Raw genomic sequence first — 18,351 nt, forward strand, 5'->3', positions numbered from 1 at the left:
GGGAGGGCCCGCGCAGGGGCCGGGATTGCCACATCAGGTAGTCGCTGTGGGTGGCAACAGCAACCAGCGGCCGGTGCCAACCTGTCCTACAGCAGCACCAGCCCCGCCCGCGCCCCGCGCGCCACCGCATCCGCCCGGCTGCTGGCGCCAAGCTTCTGCAGCACCGCCGCGACATGCGCCTTGGCGGTGTGGAAGGACAGGCCGAGCCGCCGGGCGATCACCTTGTTCGAGGCGCCGGCGGCCAGCAGGTCCAGCACCTCACGCTCCCGCCGCGTCAGCCCGACGTCCGGCGGCGGCGTCTCCCGCCCCGCCAGTACGGCGAGCAGCCCGGGCGGCACTACGGCCAGCCCGCGTGCCGCCGCGGCAAGGCCGGCGGCCAGCGTCGCCGCCGGCGCGTCCGGCGGCAGCACCCCGGCGGCGCCGGCCCTGAGCGCCGCCCGCACGGCGGCGCCCTCGTCGGCCAGTACCAGTCGCGGCAGGCCGCCCGGATCGGTGCCTGGCGACTGGGCCAGCACCACCTCGGCCACTTCCTCCTCCACCAGCCGGAGGCTGGGCAGCGCCGCCAGCCGGGCGGCGAGGGCAGGGTCGTCCACCCGCAGCGCCACCCGCAGCGGCGGCGCCGGCGTCGCGGCGGCGCGACGCCGTTCGGCAAGGGCCTGCATCATGGCGTGCCACCCCGCTCGCGCCCCTGGGCGCCAATGTCGATCAGCATCATTCGGCCACCGCCCTTTCCCGGATGACCACCGGCAGGCGCCGCGGCAGCCCGGCGCGAATCAAATCCAAGGTCACCTCCCGCCCGATGCTATCGGGGTCGAGCCGCGCCAGCATCTCCCGCACCGAGGTCAGCGGCGTGCCATCCCAGCCCACCAGCACATCGCCCAGCAGCACCCCCGCCTGCCCGGCCGGGCTCAGCGGGTCGACGCCGACGGTGATCAGCCCGCGTCCATGCTCCGTCCGCACCGGCTGCAGCGCCAGGCCGAGGTAGCCGCGGGCAATGCGGCCGGTGGCCTTCAGCGTCTCCACCACCCGGCCGATGGTCTCGGCCGGGATCGCCAGGGCACGGCGCCTTGGCCCCGGCACCGCCATGCCCAGCAGCCGTCCGGCATGATCCAGCACCGCTCCGCCTTCCGCCGCCGGATCGAGCCGGAAGCCGAGCTGGATGCGGCGCTCCAGCCGCCCGCCGCGCAGCGACCGCCATGGCCCGGCGAGCTGCGCCACCATGCCGAAGGCGGCCAGCGGTCCATGCTCCCCCCGGCCGACGGTCAGCACCAGATGCCCGGCCGCCAGGCTGCCGGCGGCACCGGCCGGCGGGGCGAGATCGACCGGCGGCACCGGGCCGGTCGCGGCGCGCAGCAGCGCCACATCCGTACCGGGATCGCGCCCGGCCAGGGTCGCCGCCACCCGGCGGCCGTCCGGCAGGGTGAGGGCGAGCTCGTCATCACGCTCCAGCGCTTCCTCCGCGGTCACTACCAGCCCCTCCGCCCAGAGCAGGCCGGAGCGGGCCCGGCCGTCGCGGCCATGCACGGTGGCGGTCCGGGCGGCGGCCAGGGCGGTGAGGGCCGCGAGGCGGTCGGAGAAGGCGGCGAAGAGGTCGGGGGCGCTGGTGTCGTTCATCGGCGTGTCCTCATCTGGGGATGATGTGCGGCGACGACGAGGGCACCACCATTGACCGGATGGCGAGAGCCGAATGGCCGAGTGGCCTAGCCCGGCGCTGCTTCAGCGCAGCGACCGGGCCATCGCGTGGCGCCGCGGCGCCCCGCCGAAGCGGCCCCGGCCTTCCTCCCCCGCCGGCGCGAACTGCCGCGCCGCGCCGAACATGAAGGAAACCCATACCGCAACGAACAGCACCGCCATCGGCAGGCTGAGGTCGATGCCGACCAGCCGCCCGTCGGTCCCCCGGCCATTCAGATCGTAGAACAGCAGCAGGTTGGCATTGGCCATTGCTGCCAGCAACGCCGCGATGGTCCAGTTGGAAGGGGAAGGCGCCAGCGCCGCCAGCAGGAAGCCGAGCAGCAGCGGGGTGAAGAGGTGGTTCTCATGCACCCCGGTGCTCAGGATGACGTAGCCGAGGAAGGCGGTGATAGCGTAGAGGATCGTCGGCGCCAGGCCCTTGGGGCCACGGACGGCCATCAGGATGGTCGCCGCATAGGCCAGGTAGAACAACCCCTTGTGCAGCCAGATCACCGGCCGGCCGACATTCGCCATGAAGGTCGCCGGGTCGCCGAGCCCGGCGCTGCCCTCCACCAGGGTGCGCCAGAGGTACTGCTCCAGCCAGGCGAGATTGGGCACGTTGGCGCTGAGGAAGGCGTTGTGGGTGGCGCGGTGCAGCGCCGGCAGCGGTTCCCGCCCGAAGCCCATGAAGATCACCAGGGCAAGCCCGGCGGCGACCAGGGCGACCCGGCGGAACAGCGGCGTGCGCACCACCGCCAGCAGCGCCTGCGGCCGCAATGAATCGATGCCGAAGATGTGGATGGCGAGGAAGGGCGCGATCAGCAGCGGCTGCCATTTGGTCAGGGCGCTGAGGCCGAACAGCAGCGTCCCCAGCACTGGCCGGCCTTCCCGCAACGCCCAGAAGGCGCCGAGCAGGGTCGGGGCGACGAAAAGGTCGAGATAGGCGAGGCCCATCCCGTTCAGGGTGACGCCGGCGCTGAAGGCGGCAGCCAGCATCGGGCTGCCGGAGATCGCCAGTACCAGCCCGGTCGAGAGCAGCTGGACCAGGAAGATGGTGGTCTTCAGCGCGGTCAACGCATCCCAGTCCATCACCTGGCCCAGGTGATGGGCGAACCGGAGGATGACGAAGCTGAGCGGCGGATAGTCGCTCTCGGCAGCCGCATAGGCGGCGCCGGTTCCCAGGCTGTCGATGTGGTTCATCCAGGGCAGCCAGTAGAGGCCGACATCGGTGGTGCCGGGGGAGCCGATCAGGGAGAGCGAGACGAGGCCGGACATTGCCAGCAGCAGCCAGGCAGCGACGCGGGTCGGGGGCTCCGGCGGCGCGGCGTAGGATGGCTCAGCCACGCAGGCGGTCCGGGTTGGGCAGGCGGCAATGGGGCATGCGAAGGGGCCCTTGGTTGAGGCTGGAATCGGGTGGCCGGAGGCCGGGATGAATGCGGCGCGGCAATGAACGGAGTGCGGCCGGCGCGCGGAACATGGTCTGGCGATCTGGCAACGCGGCCATCGGCGGGCCGGTTGCTGCGGTGGTCAGGATGACCCGACGGCGGCATGCATCGGCCGCGGCCACTCAACCGGGCTTCGGGGATCGACGGCAAGGGGAGATGCCGTGGTGGAACGGGTGGGGTGCGGGTCCGGCGGCACATCGGAGCGCCGAATGGGAGTCCGGATGCGGAAGGCGCGACGATGCATCCGCTGCGGACGGCGCCGGTTCTCGGAATGCAGATCAGGTCAAACGGCCGGATCGTCGCCTCCATCCCCGGTTGAAGGCATGGGTTCAACCCGCCTGGTCGAAAATGGCTCGCAACCCCATGAACAGCAGGTTCACGGAAGGCAAAGGCGGTTGGACGTATTGCGCCCAACGGGAATGTCCTCCCCCGTGCTTACGTCCTGCCCCTTTGGAGAACGCCGCCCCGATGGACACCCCTGAATCCACCCTCGCCACCGTCTTGCGCGCCGCTGTCTTCGCCGCCCGCGTCCACGCCACCCACACCCGCAAGGGCGCCGCGGCCGAGCCCTACGTGAACCACGTGCTGGAAGTTGCCGCCCTGCTGGCCGAGCATGGCGCCCCGCCAGCCGCCGTCATTGCCGCCCTGCTGCACGACACGGTGGAGGACAGCGACGCCGACCCGACGCCCACCACCCTGGCCGACATCGAGGCCGCCTTCGGCGCCGAGGTAGCCAGCATCGTCGCCGAGGTGTCGGACGACAAGGCGCTGCCGAAGGAGGTCCGCAAGGCCAACCAGGTGCGCCAGGCGGCGAAGAAATCCGCCGCCGCCCGGCAACTCAAGCTGGCCGACAAGATCTCCAATCTGCGCGCCATTACCGACAGCCCGCCGCACGGCTGGGACCATGCGCGGCGGGTGGAGTACCTGGGCTGGGCTGGGCGGGTGGCGATCGGGTTGAAGGGGCTCAACCCGGCGCTGGATGCGCTGTTCGAGGCCACCTACCGCGAGGCGCTGGCCCGGTTGGCGGCGGAAGCATGAAGGGAAAGCGGAACGCCGGCTGCGCCAGGGGGGGATTGCCTCGGTGCCGCCCAAGGGGGGGGAGGCGACACCGCGGGGCGCAGCCGGCGTCCCGTGCATGGCAATATGGCATATTCGCGGCCTGACTGCATCGCCTGTCCGGTGGATATCGACCCACGCCGGCAACGGTTGCGTGAGCGGCGGGGCATTTCCGCCGGGCCGTTGCAGGGTGCGTCCCGCCGCCCCGGGCCTTGCCCGCACCGGCATCCAGCCCCGATATTCAGGCGTAACGCCAAGCAAGGCGACAGCCAGGGAGCCTCCGAGAATGCTGGGCCTGATCCAGGACCGTCCGCTGCTGATCTCCTCCATCCTGGAGCATGCGGCGCGCAACCACGCCGGGGCCAAGATCGTCTCGGCCCGGGCGGATGGCACGCTGGTCCGCCATAGCTGGCCGCAGATCGCCGCCCGCGCCGCCCAGCTTGCCCATGCATTGAAGGGGCGCGGGGTGAAGCAGGGGGAGCGGATCGCCACCCTGGCCTGGAACGACCACCGGCACCTCGAAGCCTATTACGGCATCTCGGCGATGGGCGCGGTGCTGCACACGGTGAACCCGCGGCTCTTCCCCGACCAGATCGCCTACATCCTGGCCGATGCCGAGGACACCCACCTGTTCGTCGACCCCACCCTTCTGGCCGGGGCGGAGGCGCTGGCGGACAAGCTGCCGCCCAGCCTCACCACCATCGTCATCATGGGCGAGGCGTCGCAGATCCCGGCCGATTGCCCGCTGCGCGACCGGTTCGAGGTGCTGGCGCAGGAGGATCTCATCGCTGGCCAGCCGGCAAGCTACCCCTGGCCGGAGCTCGACGAGCGCGCTGCCTCCTCGCTCTGCTACACCTCGGGCACGACGGGCGATCCGAAGGGGGTGCTGTACAGCCACCGCTCCACCGTCATCCACGCCATCTCCACCCTGCAGAAGGACTGCTTCAACATCGGCGCCGCCGATGTGGTGATGCCGGTGGTGCCGATGTTCCATGTGAACGGCTGGGGCATCCCCTATTCCACCGCGGCGGCCGGCGCCTCCCTCGTGCTGCCAGGACCGAAGCTCGACCCGGCCAGCCTCCATCGGCTGATCGAGGAGGAGGGCGTCACCTTCTCCGCCGGCGTGCCGACCATCTGGACCGCGCTGCTCAACTGGATGCGGGCCGAGCCCGCGCGGCGCTTCAGCGCGCCGCCGCGACTGGTGGTCGGCGGCACCGCCCTGCCCACCGCGATCAATGCCGGCTTCCTGAAGGAATACGGTGTCTCCATCCTGCATGCCTGGGGGATGACCGAGATGAGCCCGCTCGGCACCACCAATTCGCGCAAGCCGGAGAATGCGGATTGGGATGCCGACCGCTTCCTCGACTACGCCCGCAAGCAGGGGCGGCCGATGTTCGGCGTGGAGATCCGGGTGCGCGACGGCGAGGGGAAGGAGATCCCGCATGACGGCGTCGCCTTCGGCGAGCTGGAGGTGCGCGGGCCCTGGGTCGCCAGCGCCTATTTCAACCGGCCGGGCGACCCGGCACACACGCCGGACGGCTGGTTCCGCACCGGCGACGTTGTGACGGTGGACGCGCTCGGCTGCATCGAGATCGTCGACCGCGCCAAGGACGTCATCAAGTCGGGCGGCGAGTGGATCAGCTCCATCACGCTGGAGAACCTCATCATGGGCCATCCGGCGGTGGCCGAGGCGGCGGTGATCGCGATCCGCCACCCGAAGTGGGACGAACGGCCGCTGCTGCTGGTTCAGCCGAAGCCGGGCACCGCGCCGACCGCCGAGGAGATCCTCCACTTCTACGAAGGCAAGGTGGCGAAGTGGTGGATCCCCGACCAGGTGGAGTTCGTGGAAAGCCTGCCGCACACCGCGACGGGCAAGCTGTGGAAGGCCGAGCTCAAGCAACGGTACAAGGACCGCTTGGCGGGCTGAGCGGGCTCACGCCCCGGCCAGCGCCAGTTCCGGCGGCCGGGCGGCGAGCATGGTGGTGAAGGCCTCGGCCGTCATCGGGCGGCCGAACAGGTATCCCTGCACCTCCTCGCAGCCCTCGCCCTTCAGCAGCGCCGCCTGGCGCTCATCCTCGACGCCGCCGGCATGGGTGCGGATGCCGAGGGCGCGGCTCATGCCGAGGACGGCGCGGATGATCGCCATGGCCTCTCCCTCCGGGCGGAGGCCCTGGACGAAGGACCGGTCGATCTTGATGCGGTCGAAGGCGAAGCGGCGCAGCGTGCCGAGGCTGGAGCTGCCGGTGCCGAAATCATCCATGGCGATGGAGACGCCGAGGCTGCGCAGCCGGGCGAGGCCGGCGATCACCGCCTCGGTGTCGACCAGCAGCAGGGCTTCCGGCACCTCCAGCTCCAGCCGCTGCGGCGGCAGGCCGGTTTCGCGCAGCGTCCTCTCGACCATGGCGACGAAGCCGGCGCGGCGGAACTGGCCGGCGGAGATGTTCACCGCGATCCGCGGCAGCGACGGCCAGGCGACGGCCTGGCGGCAGGCCTCGGCCAGTGCCCAGGCGCCGATCGGGCCGATCAGCCCGGTCTCCTCGGCCAGCGGGATGAACTGGGCGGGCCGCAGCGGGCCATGGGTCGGGTGGTCCCAGCGCAGCAGCGCCTCCGCGCCGACCAGCCGCCTTCCGTCCAGGTCGACCTGGGGTTGGTAATGCAGGGTGAACCGGCTTTCCGCCAGGGCCCGGCGCAAATCGGCCTCCAGCGCCTTGCGGGCCTGCAGCCGGCGGTTCATCTCGGCTTCGAAGAAGCGCCAGGTGCCGCGGCCGGCGTCCTTGGCCTGGTACAGCGCGACATCGGCTTCCTGCAGCAGCAGCGCCGGATCGACCAGCGCCTCGGCGCCGGCGCGCAGCGCGATGCCGATGCTGGTGCCGACCACCGCCTGGTGGCCGGCGAGGTCGAAGGGCTCCGCCAGCACCGCCACCATGCGGCGGGCGAGAGTCTCGGCGTCCTGCGGCTGCCGGGAGTCGCACTGGACCACGGCGAACTCATCGCCGCCGAGTCGCGCCAAGGTGTCGGTGTCGCGCAGGCAATCGGCCAGCCGTGTCGCCACCTGGGTCAGCAGCCGGTCGCCGGCGGCGTGGCCCAGCGTGTCGTTTACCTCCTTGAAGCGGTCGAGATCGATGCAGTGGACGGCGACCGTTCCGCCTGCCCGCCGGGCATGGGCCAGCGCCTGGTCCAGCCGGTCGCGGAACAGGGCGCGGTTGGGCAGCCCGGTCAGCGCGTCATGCGTCGCCAGATGGGCGACGCGGTCCAGCATCGTGGCCGCCATGGCATCCACCTCATCGCCCCGCGCGGCATTGGCCAGCCTGGTGTCCAGCCGGCCTTCGGAGACGCCGCGGATGGCGTCGTCGAGCCGCGACAGCGGCTGCAGCAGCCGGCGGGTGAAGGCGATGCCGAGCAGCACCGCAAGGCCGATGCCGCCGAGCGCCGTCGCCGCCAGGGCCAGCAGCAGCTGCCGGGCCGCCGCATCGGCCCCGCTCCGCGCCTCGGCCTCCAGCTGTTCGGCCAGGGCGGCGGTGCTCGCCAGCGCCCGGGCAAGGTCGTCATCCGCCTGGCGCAGCGCCCGTTCGCCCTGGGTCACCGCCGCCGCCGCGGCCAGCGCGGCGCGGCGGTAGGCGAAGACGCCATCGCCGCCGAACAGCGTGGCATCGAACTCCGCCACCGCCGCGGCCAGCCGGGCCTCGGCCGCCGGATCGCGCGGCATGTGGCGGCCGGCCGCGGCCAGCCGGTGGGTCAGCGCGTGCAGCGCCGAGGTGGTGGCGCCCAGCGCCTGCCGCGCCGCCTCTTCCCGTGCCGCCAGCGCCGCGGTGTCGGTGACGCCGAGGAAGGCATCGGCCTGGGCATTCAGCCCGAGCCGGGCCTGGATCAGGATGGCGACCGCACGCAGCGCCGGCTGGAGCACGCCAGCCATGGTGTCGGTCAGCGCGATCTGCTGGCTGGCCGGCAGGCGGCCCTCGGCGGTGCCGCGCCGTAGCTGCCGCGCCGCCTCGGCCATGCCGTGCTCGATGGCGGTATTGATCTGCAGGGTGGCGAAGCTGAACGCATGGTTCGCCGCCTCGAAGCGCCGGTGGCGGGCGCGGGCCTCGTGCGTCGCCGCCCGGCGCTGGCGGTGCGCCGCGACCATCCCGGCCATCAGCCGGATCTCCTGCCCCGCCGCCGCCGCATCCTCAAGCGGCAGGGCGACGCCGGCGCGGGCAGCGAGGCCGCGCATCCGCTCAAGCGCCGCTTCGGCGTCGCGGCCCAGCGCGGCGAAGGCCGCGAGCTGGGCATCCAGCGCGGCGTCGTCGGTGTCGCGGCTGGCCAGTGCCGCCAGCAAGGTCGCCTGCATCTGCGCCGCGGTCAGCCGCAGCTCCCCGCTCTCGATCCGCAGCGGCGTCGCCACATCGGCCAGCAGGCCGATGCTGGCCCGGCCGCGCAGCGCGAGGATGCCGCTCGCGGCGCCGGACAGCCCGACCAGCAGGGCGATGGAGAGGAAGGCCAGGATGAGCCGGGCGCGCAGGCCGAGCCGTCCGGCCCGGCGCACGAACCAGGCCGGCGCGGCGGTCGCGGGTAGCCGCGTCACGAACGGACGTCTGGGCGGCGGCAGCGGGGCACCGGTGCGGCTTCCTTGCAGGTGGCGCCGTACCCTAGGCTGTTCCGGGTTAATCAACCGTCGCCGCAAGCTCTGGCCCGGCTGAAGCCGCCGACAACCTGCCCTGCCGTAAGCAGGCACCGTGCCGGGCGGCCGTGGATCAGGTCCGGCCATGACGGTGTTCGGCGTGCCCACGCCCGGAGCCGCCGCATATCCGGCATCCGCGCAGCCGCTTGCCGAGGGATTGCATTCCAGCCTGGACGCAATCCATCGCAGGCGCCATGTGGCAGGGTCAAAGGAGCCCTGCCCATGCCGCCTGCGATCATCCTGCTTGCCCTGCTGCTGCTGGCGGCCTGTGGCCCCGGGGGGCTGCGCGCCGGCGGGCAGTATTCCGGCGTGCCGGACACCACCGTGGGGGATTGGCGGTCGCCGCTCGGCACCTTGTCCACCGGCGGTACCATCACGCTGAACCGCGAATTGCCGCCGCGCCTGTAACCCGGGCAGTCGCTGCCGCAGCCTTCATCACCGGCCGCCGGAACACCCGCAGGACCCCGGCATCCCGGCTTGCACGATCCTTGCATTGCCTGCCGTGACAACGGAACGGGGGATGGATCAATATGAGGGTTCTCCAGCGCGCCGCGGGGCTTGCCCTGGCGGCGCTGGTCGCGGGCGCCTTGCCCGCCATGGCGCAGCAGAAGACGTTGCGCATCGCGATGACCGCGGCCGACGTGCCGACAACCACCGGCATGCCGAACAACGGCTTCGAGGGGATGCGCTTCCTCGGCTACCCGATCTTCGAGGGGCTGGTGCTCTGGGACCTCTCCCGCGCCGACCGGCCGGCAACGCTGCGGCCCGGCCTGGCCGAGCGCTGGGAGCAGGCGCCGGACGATCCCAGGACCTGGATCTTCCACCTGCGCCGGGGCGTGCAATTTCACGACGGCACGCCCTTCACCGCCGACAGCGTGATCTGGAACCTCGACCGCTATTTCAAACCCGACAGCCCGCAGTTCGAGCCGGCCGGCAGCGGTATCACCCGCGCCCGCACCCCGATCATGGCGAGCTACCGCAAGCTCGACGATTTCACCGTGGCGATGACCACGACGCGGGTCGCCAGCTACTTCCCCTACATGGCGGTCTACATCCTGTTCACCAGCCCGCAGAGCTTCGAGCGGGCCGGCCGCGACTGGGCCAAGGTGGCGGAGCTGCCGGCGGCCGGCACCGGGCCCTTCCGCCTCGGGCGCTTCACCCCGCGGGTCTCGGCCGAACTGTTGAAGCACGCCGGCTACTGGGACCAGGCGCGGGTGCCGAAGCTCGACCGGGTGCTGTTGCTGCCGATCCCGGAGGCGAATTCGCGCCTCGCCGCGCTGCGTTCCGGCCAGGTGGACTGGATCGAGGTACCGCCGCCGGATGCCATCCCGAGCCTGCGGCAGGCGAATTTCAACGTGGTGACCAACTCATACCCGCATGTCTGGCCCTGGCTGTACCAGATGGGCGGCACCACCTCGCCGTTCCGCGACGTAAGGGTGCGGCAGGCGCTGAACTACTGCGTCGACCGCGCCGGCCTGGTGCAGCTGCTGAACGACACGGCCGAGCCGAGCGTCGGCTGGCTGAAGCCCTCCGACCCGCATTTCGGCGCGCCGCAGCACCGCTACGGCTTCGACCCGGCGCGCGGCAAGGCGCTGCTGGCCGAGGCCGGCTACACCGCGCAGCGGCCGCTGTCCTTCAAGGTGATGATCTCGGCCAGCGGCTCCGGCCAGATGCTGCCGTTGCCGATGAACGAGTACATGCAGCAGAACCTGAAGGAGGCCTGCGGGGTCAACGTCGCCTTCGAGGTGACGGAATGGAACACGTTGCTGACGGCGATCCGGCAGGGGCCGGATGCGCCGATCCTCAACGGCTCGACGGCGACCAACCCCTCCTCGCCCTCCTCCGACCCGGCGGTGGCGGCGCGCTACTTCCTGCAGGCCTTCGTGCCACCGAACGGCTTCAACTGGGGCCAGTACAACGACCCGGAATTCGAGGAAGCCTTTGCCGCGCTGGAGAATGCCCGCGACGAGGCGGCCTATGACGCCGCCTACGCCAGGGCGCATGCGCGGCTGGTGGACAACCCGCCCTGGCTCTACATCGTCCACGACCTCAACCCGCGCGCCATGTCGCGCCGGGTGCGGGGGTTCGTCTCGGCGCAATCCTGGTTCCAGGATCTGGTGACGGTGGATTTGCAGTAGGGGCGTTGGTGCCGGGGGCTAGCCTCGGGCCCTGCTGGGGTGGCGGGCGCCACCCCAGACCCCGGTCTGGGTTCGCGGGGTCTTGTAGGTCGAGCTTGAATCTCAATAAATCAATAACTTGAGAAGTTACCGCTAGGCTGGTCAACGCTTCGGGCCGCCCTGTACCCGAACTCACGCCGGGGCGTGGGCCGGGGCGTGGGGAAGGCTTGTCCCCCCAGCGAGGACACGGGGGCAGCGCTTCCGCCTGTCTGCATCCATAGGTTGTCCACAGAAATTCGCGCTCTGGTTCCGGCCAGAACTTGTGGCAGGTGCCCGCGTTGTCCTACCGTATCTAGTAGGCGGCTAGATCTGGTATTGCCAGGCAGGGGAGCACCACATGGACTGGACGTCTGAGGCGATCGACCAGCTGCGCGCATTCTGGGACGAAGGCCATTCGACCGCCGAAATCGGCCGCCGGATGGGCATTTCGAAGAATGCGGTGGTTGGCAAGGCGCATCGCTTGAACCTGCCGGCCCGGCCGAGCCCGATCCGGCGCGAGGCGGAGCCCAGCCTGCGGATGCCGGCCCAGCCGCGCCAGGCGCCGCCGACGCTGCCAGCACCGACCCACGCCCCGGCCCCGCCGCAGCGCCGGCTGGAGGAGCGGCCGCCGGCCGCCCCGCCCCGCCCCGCCCCGGTCGCGCCGCCTGCCCCCCTGGCGATGGTGCGGCCCTTCCCGCGCGCCGCCTCCCGCACCTGCTGCTGGCCCATCGGCGAGCCCGGGACGAGTGGCTTCCGCTTCTGCAGCGGCGATGCGACGCCCGGGAAGCCCTATTGCGCCGAGCATGCGGCGCTTGCCTATGTGAAGGTGCGCGACCGCCGCGAGGACGCGGCCTGAGCCGAGCCGGATGGGGTGGTCACCCGCCGGTTGCCGCATGCCCCGCCGCCACCCGCGAGGGGTTGCGGCGCGAGCCGCGGCCGATGAAGTTGTGCCATGCCTGATCACCTGCTCGGCCGATGAATGGCCGGCTTGCCGGGGCCGCCCTGATCCTGGCGGCCCTGCTGCTTTTCGTCTGCATGGATACGCTGCTGAAGCTGCTGACGGCGCAATTCGCCGTGCCGCAGCTGATGTGGGCGCGCTTCCTGTTCAGCCTGCTGGCGGTCGCGTTGCTGTTCCGGCTGACGATGGGCCGGCTGCCCTGGCGGACCCGGGCACCCTGGACGCAGATGATCCGCAGCCTGCTGCTGGCCGGCGGGAATTTCCTGTTTTCCTCGGCGCTCGTGCACATTCCCTTGACCGATGCGACGGCCATCGGCTTCGCCTCGCCGCTGCTGACGGTGGCGCTGGCCGCGCTCTGGCTGCGGGAACAGGTGTCGGCGCGCCGCTGGATCGGCGTGTGCATCGGGCTGGCCGGAGTGCTGCTGGCGCTGCGCCCGCCCTTCCTGACCGGCGGCGAGCCGATCCATTGGGCGACCCTGCTGCCGCTCGGCACCGCCGCACTGTTCGCGGTCTACCAGATCCTGACCCGCCGGCTGGCGACGATCGACGACCCGCGCACCACCATCCTCTACACCGGCTTCGCCGCCTCCCTGGCCACCAGCCTGGCGCAGCCCTTCTTCTGGAGCTGGCCGGCACTGTCGGATTGGGCGCTGCTGGTGGCGCTCGGGGTGCTGGGGGCGGCCGGGCACGGGCTGCTGGTGCTGGCCTATGCCCGCGCCCCGGTCAGCCTGCTGGCGCCGCTGTCCTACACCCAGCTGGTCTGGGCAACCCTGGCCGGGGTGCTGGTCTTCGCCGATTGGCCGGATGGCTGGACCCTGGCGGGGGCGGCGGTCATCGCCATCGGCGGGGTGCTGGTGGCGCTGCCGGAACGGCGGCCTGCCGGCGCCGTTGGGCTGTGACGCTCTGCTTGCGTCGCAGCCCCCGTTGGTCTAGCGAGCCGCATTAAGAATTCAGGAGGGGGATCATTTCCCAGGCAAGGCTCCAGCTGGCCGAGCGCACCGGCCACCCGCGCGCCGCGCTGGATGCCGAGGCGGTGCGGGAAGCGTATCGCCGTTGGGCCGGCGTGTACGATGGCGTGTTCGGTGCGATCTCCGGCGCCGGCCGCCGCCGCGCGGTGGAGGCGGTGAACCGCCTGCCCGGCCAGCGGGTGCTGGAGGTCGGCGTCGGCACCGGCCTCGCCCTGCCGCTCTATGCGCCGCAGAAGCGGGTGGTCGGTATCGATTTGTCGCGCGACATGCTGCAACGGGCGCAGCAGCGGGTGCGTGAGGACCGGCTGCGCAACGTCGCCGGGCTGGTCGAGATGGATGCCGAATCCATGGCCTTCGCCGATGACAGCTTCGACATCGCGGTGGCAATGTTCACCGCCACGGTGGTGCCTGACGCCCGCCGGCTGTTCCGCGAGATGCGCCGGGTGGTGCGGCCGGGCGGCGAGCTGCTGTTCGTCAACCACTTCGCCGCCGAGGGCGGGCTGCGCTGGTGGGCCGAGCGCACCCTGGCGCCACTGTCCCGGGTGCTCGGCTGGCACCCCGATTTCGCCCTCGGCGATCTGCTGGACGACCCGCGCCAGGCGGCCGAGATCGATCCCTGCAGGCCCTTCGGCCTGTTCACCCTGGTGCGGGTGCCGAACCTGGAGTTGGCGCCGGCCTGAACCGGCCCGGAGCGGCTTCACGCATTTGACAGAGGGGTGCGTGGCATAACGGCACCGGACATCAGATCCGGCTGCGGCCGCGCTCTGAAAGGTGGTCCCTTGCAGGACCGCCATACTCCTGGAGCGCCATCGCGTCAGGCCAGGCACTCACCGCACGGCGAGGTTGTGCAAAACCAGGCCCGAGCGAGCCGGCGCTTGGCAGGGCAAGGGATGCGGGCTCCGGCACATCCACCACGGACAGGTGCCGCCACTGAAGAAGGATATGTGCGACCAGCCAGGATCCCCGGGAGGAGCGTGGTCAGATTGACCGAGAAGGAGTCGGTGGGGCTCGCATCGCAATAGAGGGCAAAGTCGTTCGTCTGGTTGATCGCGAAGGAATGCAGGACCGGGTCCCCGGGTGGCGCGCGCGTGGATGAAGCCGAACTCGTTGAAGCCCGGATCGTATTGGCGTCCGGCACCCTGAGCAGAGGTTTCCGGAGGTGTCCAGCTGCCCAATCCTCGCAGCCGACGTGTTCGACACAATCGGTGGGGAGCGAGCCTGTGGCTGAGGCTGGCCCGCAACCGACCTGCTGCCCGATCCCTCGGCCTACCGTGATGGCGTTCCTGGCCAGTCCCGCGGCGCCATGCGGAGCAGGGCGTAGCCCAGCAGGCCGGAGAGGAGGGAGCCGCCAAGGATGCCGATCTTCGCTTCCGCCTGAAGAAGCGGGTCACCGGGGAAGGCCAGAAGGGTGATGAAGAGGCTCATCGTGAAGCCGATGCCGCAGAGCAGCGCGGTCCCAGCCATCTGAAGTCGCCCGGCGTAGGCTGGCATGTCCGCCAGCCCGAGGCGGATGGCCAGCATGGAGAAGCCCAGCACGCCGACCACTTTGCCGACCAGCAGCCCCAGCCCGACGCCGAGCGTGACAGGCGCCGCCAAGGCTTCAGCGGGCATGCCGAGGAACGGCACCCCGGCGTTGGCCAGCCCGAAGATCGGCACGATCAGAAAGCCGACGGGCAGGTGCAGGACATGCTCCAGTCGGTGTAGGGGGCTGCTGTGTTCGTTGTCCGGTCGGCCGGGGGTGCCTTGTAAGGGAATCGTGAAGGCGAGGATCACCCCGGCGAGCGTGGCATGGACACCGGAGCGCAGCACCAGCACCCAGAGCACCAGCCCGAGGAGGAGGTAGGGCGTCAGGCGGCGCACACCGAGCCGGTTCATCCCGACCAGGACAGCAATCACTATGGCGGCGCCCGCCAGATCCGGCAGTGAGAGCCCGGCCGTGTAGAACAGGGCGATGATGACGACGGCGCCGAGGTCGTCGATGATGGCCAGCGCCGTCAGGAAGACTCGTAGCGAGGCGGGAACCCGCTTGCCAAGCAGGGAGATGACGCCAAGGGCGAAGGCGATGTCGGTGGCGGCCGGGATAGCCCAGCCATGGGCCGTGGGGCCGGAATTGAATGCCAGGTACACCAATGCGGGCACCGCCATGCCACCGGCGGCCGCGATTCCCGGCAAGGCGCGGCGCGACCAGGTGGAAAGCTGGCCATCCAGCGCCTCGCGTTTGATTTCGAGGCCAACGAGCAGGAAGAATACGGCCATCAGGCCGTCGTTGATCCAGTGTTCGACGGACAGTGGCCCGGCATAGGTGTGTAGGAGGGCTTCATAGCCCGGCCCGAGGGGCGAGTTGGCGATCACCAACGCCAGGACGGCCGTCCCCATCAACACCAATCCTGCGGAGGACTGGCCTGCAAGAAAACGGCGCAGGGCGCTCGGCTCGGCGTGGTGGTGCTGGGCCATGCGGGCGCCTCCGGGCACATGTTTCCACCGCTGGCGGCCCGACCAACGCTAACCCCTGCCCGGCCCATCCAGACACGAACACCCAAGGTCTCTATCGCATCAGATGAAATGGGTCGCAACCACACCCAGGGCTAAGTTATCGTTTCAAAATCTCCACTTTCAGATCAAGGATGACAGCGAGACGTGGGACGGTTCCCGTGCCTCGCACACCCGTCCCGCCAGGGAAGAACTCGCCTGGGGTGGCGGCAGCGACGGTTCGGTGGGCCCCGGGTATCGGTTTCATCCACTGGAACACCTCCAGGCTGGCCGGTACGGCCGTAATGAAGGTGTTCTGGAGGCGCTTGCTTCCAGGGCAGTTTTTCCGCGCCGGCTGTTTCCAGTCCGCGTGGAGCGGCCCTAGCGCCGTGCCGGTCGACAGGCCAGCCGCGGCCTTGGCGCGCCGCGCCGCATGACCAGCACCGGCTGCCGCCCGGCGGCGCAGAGCCCGGCCGCCGCGCGCAGCGGCACCGCTCCCCCGCCTGCGGCCCAGGCGGCGCCGAGCCGGGCCAGCACCACCTTGCGGTGATAGGCGGTGCCGCGCAGCCCGTCGGCCGAATGATAGTCGGCGATCGCCTGCCCCCAGGAGCCGCTGCGGGCGTGGAGGGATTTCAGAAAGCGGATGGCGTAGCGGACGCTGGCCGCCGGGTCGAAGCCTTCCTCCGGCCCGCTGAAGGCATCCGGGTGGTGCAGCAGGTTCACCTGCATGCAGCCGATGTCGACGGAGCGGCGCCCGGCGGCGAGCAGAGCCCGCACCTGCGCCACTGCCGCCTGCCGGGTCGGTGCATGGCCGGGCTCTCCCTCGACGTTCCAGGACCAGGGCCAGGGCTCGTAGCGGCCGGTGCGGGTGTCGCTGCGGCCGGTCTCGACCAGGGCGATCGCCAGCAGCAGGCCGGGCGGGATGCCGGAGCCGGGCTCGGCCGCGGCGATGGCGCGGCGGCAGGCGGTCCAGGCTTCCTCCTGCGCCGCGGCGGGGGTGGCGGCGAGGAGCAGGAGGGGGAGCAGGAACAGGCGGCGCATCCGCCCTAGATGGGGTGGCTCAGCCGGTCAGCACGTCCCACAGCAGCTTGAGGTTCAGCGCCACCACCACCGCCGTGGTCGCCCAGCCCGCGACGAGCTGCCAGCGCGGCGCCGTAAACGCGCCGAGCCGCCGGCGGTCGCTGGCGAAGAGCATCAGCGGCACCACCGCGAAGGGCAGCTGGAGGCAGAGCACCACCTGCGACAGGATCAGCAGCTGCGCCGTGCCCGAGGTGCCGTAGAGCGCGGTGACCACCACCGCCGGCACGATCGCCACCAACCGGGTCACCAGCCGCCGCACCACCGGCGGCAGACGGAGGCCGAGGAAGCCCTCCATCACCACCTGGCCGGCCATGGTGGCCGTCACCGTGGCGTTGATCCCGCAGAGCAGCAGCGCCACGGCGAACAGCGTCGCCGCCGCCGCCGTGCCGACCATGGGCGCCAGCAGCGCATGGGCGTCCTGGATCTCCGCCACCTCGGTTCGGCCGCCGGCGTGGAACACCGCCGCGGCGGTGATCAGGATGGCGGAGTTGATGAGCAGGGCGAGGCAGAGGGCGACGGTGCTGTCGACCGAGGCGAAACGGATCGCTTCCCGCTTCGCCGCCGTCCCGGCCCCATAGGCGCGGGACTGCACCACCGCGGTGTGCAGGTAGAGGTTGTGCGGCATCACCGTGGCGCCGAGGATGCCGATGGCGATGTAGAGCTGGTCCTGGTCGGTCAGGATCGAGGCGGCGGGGATATAGCCGTTCAGCACCGCAGCCCAATCCGGGTTCGCCCAGGCGAGCTGGACCGCGAAGCAGCCGAACACCATGAAGATCAGGCCGGCGACCAGCGCCTCCAGCCAGCGCACCCCGCGGTTCTGCAGCCAGAGGATCAGCAGCGCGTCCAGCGCGGTCAGCACCACTCCGGCCAGCAGGGGGATGCCGAACAGCAATTGCAGGGCGATGGCGGTGCCGATCAGCTCGGCCAGATCGGTGGCGCAGATCGCGATCTCCGCCAGCGCCCAGAGCCCGAGGTTCACCGGGCGGGGAAAGCGGTCGCGGCAGAGCTGGGCGAGGTCACGACCCGTGACGATGCCGATCCGGGCGCAGAGCGCCTGTAGCAGCATGGCCATCAGCGAGGAGACCAGCGCGACCGAGAGGAGGGTGTAGCCAAAGGCCGAGCCGCCGGCGAGCGCCGTCGCCCAGTTCCCCGGGTCCATGTAGCCGACCGCGACCAGATAGCCCGGCCCGACAAAGGCCAGCAGCCGGCGGAGCCAGCCGCCTGCATTGGGAATGCGGACGCTGCGGTGGATTTCCGGCAGGCTGACCGCCGGTTCTGGCGCGGCAGCCTCGGTCAGGTCCGGCCGCGTCAGCATGGCCGCACGCCGGAGGGGACGCGTGAACACGTCTTCAATTGTTCAGATGCCCCTTGTTTTTCAGTTGCTTAGAGTGGATGAGGAGGTGCGCTCGCGCTGCATCCGTGTCAAGCAGTGGGTCGCGGGCCTGGACGGTTGCGCGAGTCCGGGTTGCAAGCAGAAGGGCTGAGGGCATGCGTGGGCGCGTAAGGATCGGCGATGACCAGGTTGTCGAATTGGCCGAGATGTTCCGGTTGATGAGCGACCCGACGCGGCTGAAGATCATCCTCGCCTGTCTCGATGCCCCGGCGGCGGTCGGCGAGATGGCGGAGCGGCTGGGCATCTCGGCCTCCCTGGTCTCGCACCATCTGCGGCTGCTGCGCGCGGCGCGGCTGCTGCAGGCGGACCGCCGCGGTCGGCAGGTGTTCTACGCGGTGCAGGACGACCACGTCCGCTCCATGCTGTCGGACATGGTGGACCACGTCGCCGAGGTGGATGCAGAGACCGAGACCGGCGGCTGAAGCGCCGTATCGGAGGGCTGGCTTCACGGCATTCGCGCCGGGCCTCACTTGTGACCATGCTGCGGCGCGACTA

The 18,351-nt window shown here is 71.0% G+C and carries 15 protein-coding genes; 8 read left to right on the forward strand and 7 right to left on the reverse strand.

All coding sequences use genetic code 11. The annotated features are described in order from the left end of the window. Window positions 1-86 precede the first annotated feature (86 nt). From H7965_RS03975 to H7965_RS03985, 3 genes are all read right to left on the reverse strand, one after another. Window positions 87-665, reverse strand: a complete 579-nt coding sequence (locus H7965_RS03975; protein WP_222440456.1) for a helix-turn-helix domain-containing protein — start codon at window positions 663-665, stop codon at window positions 87-89. A gap of 46 nt (window positions 666-711) precedes the next feature. Further along, the gene (locus tag H7965_RS03980) at window positions 712-1,614 is read right to left on the reverse strand and encodes a S1C family serine protease (RefSeq protein ID WP_186769243.1); all 903 of its coding nucleotides are present in this window, start codon (window positions 1,612-1,614) and stop codon (window positions 712-714) included. 102 nt (window positions 1,615-1,716) lie between these two features. Continuing rightward, window positions 1,717-3,015, reverse strand: coding sequence for a hypothetical protein (locus tag H7965_RS03985; protein WP_186769244.1), 1,299 nt, complete (start codon window positions 3,013-3,015; stop codon window positions 1,717-1,719). Between the two features lie 569 nt (window positions 3,016-3,584). On the opposite strand from H7965_RS03985, the gene H7965_RS03990 reads away from it, so the two are divergent. Next, window positions 3,585-4,154, forward strand: a complete 570-nt coding sequence (locus H7965_RS03990) for an HD domain-containing protein (protein ID WP_186769245.1) — start codon at window positions 3,585-3,587, stop codon at window positions 4,152-4,154. 304 nt (window positions 4,155-4,458) lie between these two features. After that, the gene (locus tag H7965_RS03995) at window positions 4,459-6,099 is read left to right on the forward strand and encodes a long-chain-fatty-acid--CoA ligase (protein ID WP_186769246.1); all 1,641 of its coding nucleotides are present in this window, start codon (window positions 4,459-4,461) and stop codon (window positions 6,097-6,099) included. A gap of 6 nt (window positions 6,100-6,105) precedes the next feature. Here the strand turns inward: H7965_RS03995 and H7965_RS31660 are convergent, their stop codons facing one another. Further along, entirely contained in the window at window positions 6,106-8,736 is a 2,631-nt protein-coding gene (locus tag H7965_RS31660) for an EAL domain-containing protein (protein ID WP_186769247.1), read from the reverse strand. Window positions 8,737-9,054: 318 nt separating this feature from the next. On the opposite strand from H7965_RS31660, the gene H7965_RS04005 reads away from it, so the two are divergent. The 5 genes from H7965_RS04005 to H7965_RS04025 all read left to right on the forward strand — a co-directional run bounded on the left by H7965_RS04005 (window position 9,055) and on the right by H7965_RS04025 (window position 13,594). Further along, window positions 9,055-9,240, forward strand: coding sequence for a hypothetical protein (locus H7965_RS04005; protein WP_186769248.1), 186 nt, complete (start codon window positions 9,055-9,057; stop codon window positions 9,238-9,240). Window positions 9,241-9,362: 122 nt separating this feature from the next. Continuing rightward, window positions 9,363-10,970 carry an ABC transporter substrate-binding protein gene (locus H7965_RS04010; protein WP_186769249.1) on the forward strand — a complete coding sequence of 536 codons (1,608 nt, stop codon included), beginning with the start codon at window positions 9,363-9,365 and terminating at the stop codon, window positions 10,968-10,970. A gap of 376 nt (window positions 10,971-11,346) precedes the next feature. Next, window positions 11,347-11,844: a GcrA family cell cycle regulator gene (locus H7965_RS04015; protein ID WP_186769250.1), complete on the forward strand. Its 498-nt coding sequence runs from the start codon at window positions 11,347-11,349 to the stop codon at window positions 11,842-11,844. A 119-nt stretch (window positions 11,845-11,963) separates the two neighbouring features. After that, window positions 11,964-12,845 (forward strand): DMT family transporter, encoded by an 882-nt coding sequence (locus H7965_RS04020; protein WP_186769251.1) that lies wholly within the window; start codon window positions 11,964-11,966, stop codon window positions 12,843-12,845. A gap of 134 nt (window positions 12,846-12,979) precedes the next feature. Beyond that, the gene (locus H7965_RS04025; protein WP_390624550.1) at window positions 12,980-13,594 is read left to right on the forward strand and encodes a class I SAM-dependent methyltransferase; all 615 of its coding nucleotides are present in this window, start codon (window positions 12,980-12,982) and stop codon (window positions 13,592-13,594) included. A gap of 586 nt (window positions 13,595-14,180) precedes the next feature. Here H7965_RS04025 and nhaA read toward each other — a convergent pair. The 3 genes from nhaA to H7965_RS04040 all read right to left on the reverse strand — a co-directional run bounded on the left by nhaA (window position 14,181) and on the right by H7965_RS04040 (window position 17,778). Further along, window positions 14,181-15,368 carry a Na+/H+ antiporter NhaA gene (gene nhaA / locus H7965_RS04030; RefSeq protein ID WP_186769252.1) on the reverse strand — a complete coding sequence of 396 codons (1,188 nt, stop codon included), beginning with the start codon at window positions 15,366-15,368 and terminating at the stop codon, window positions 14,181-14,183. A gap of 396 nt (window positions 15,369-15,764) precedes the next feature. Continuing rightward, the gene (locus tag H7965_RS04035; RefSeq protein WP_186769253.1) at window positions 15,765-16,424 is read right to left on the reverse strand and encodes a transglycosylase SLT domain-containing protein; all 660 of its coding nucleotides are present in this window, start codon (window positions 16,422-16,424) and stop codon (window positions 15,765-15,767) included. Window positions 16,425-16,443: 19 nt separating this feature from the next. Next, window positions 16,444-17,778, reverse strand: a complete 1,335-nt coding sequence (locus H7965_RS04040) for an Nramp family divalent metal transporter (RefSeq protein WP_186769254.1) — start codon at window positions 17,776-17,778, stop codon at window positions 16,444-16,446. Window positions 17,779-17,951: 173 nt separating this feature from the next. Between H7965_RS04040 and H7965_RS04045 the strand changes: the two genes are divergently transcribed. Then, window positions 17,952-18,278 (forward strand): ArsR/SmtB family transcription factor, encoded by a 327-nt coding sequence (locus tag H7965_RS04045; RefSeq protein ID WP_186769255.1) that lies wholly within the window; start codon window positions 17,952-17,954, stop codon window positions 18,276-18,278. Window positions 18,279-18,351 lie beyond the last annotated feature (73 nt).

The organism is Siccirubricoccus deserti (assembly GCF_014283215.1).
In the GTDB taxonomy this organism is placed as follows: Bacteria; Pseudomonadota; Alphaproteobacteria; order Acetobacterales; family Acetobacteraceae; genus Siccirubricoccus; species Siccirubricoccus deserti.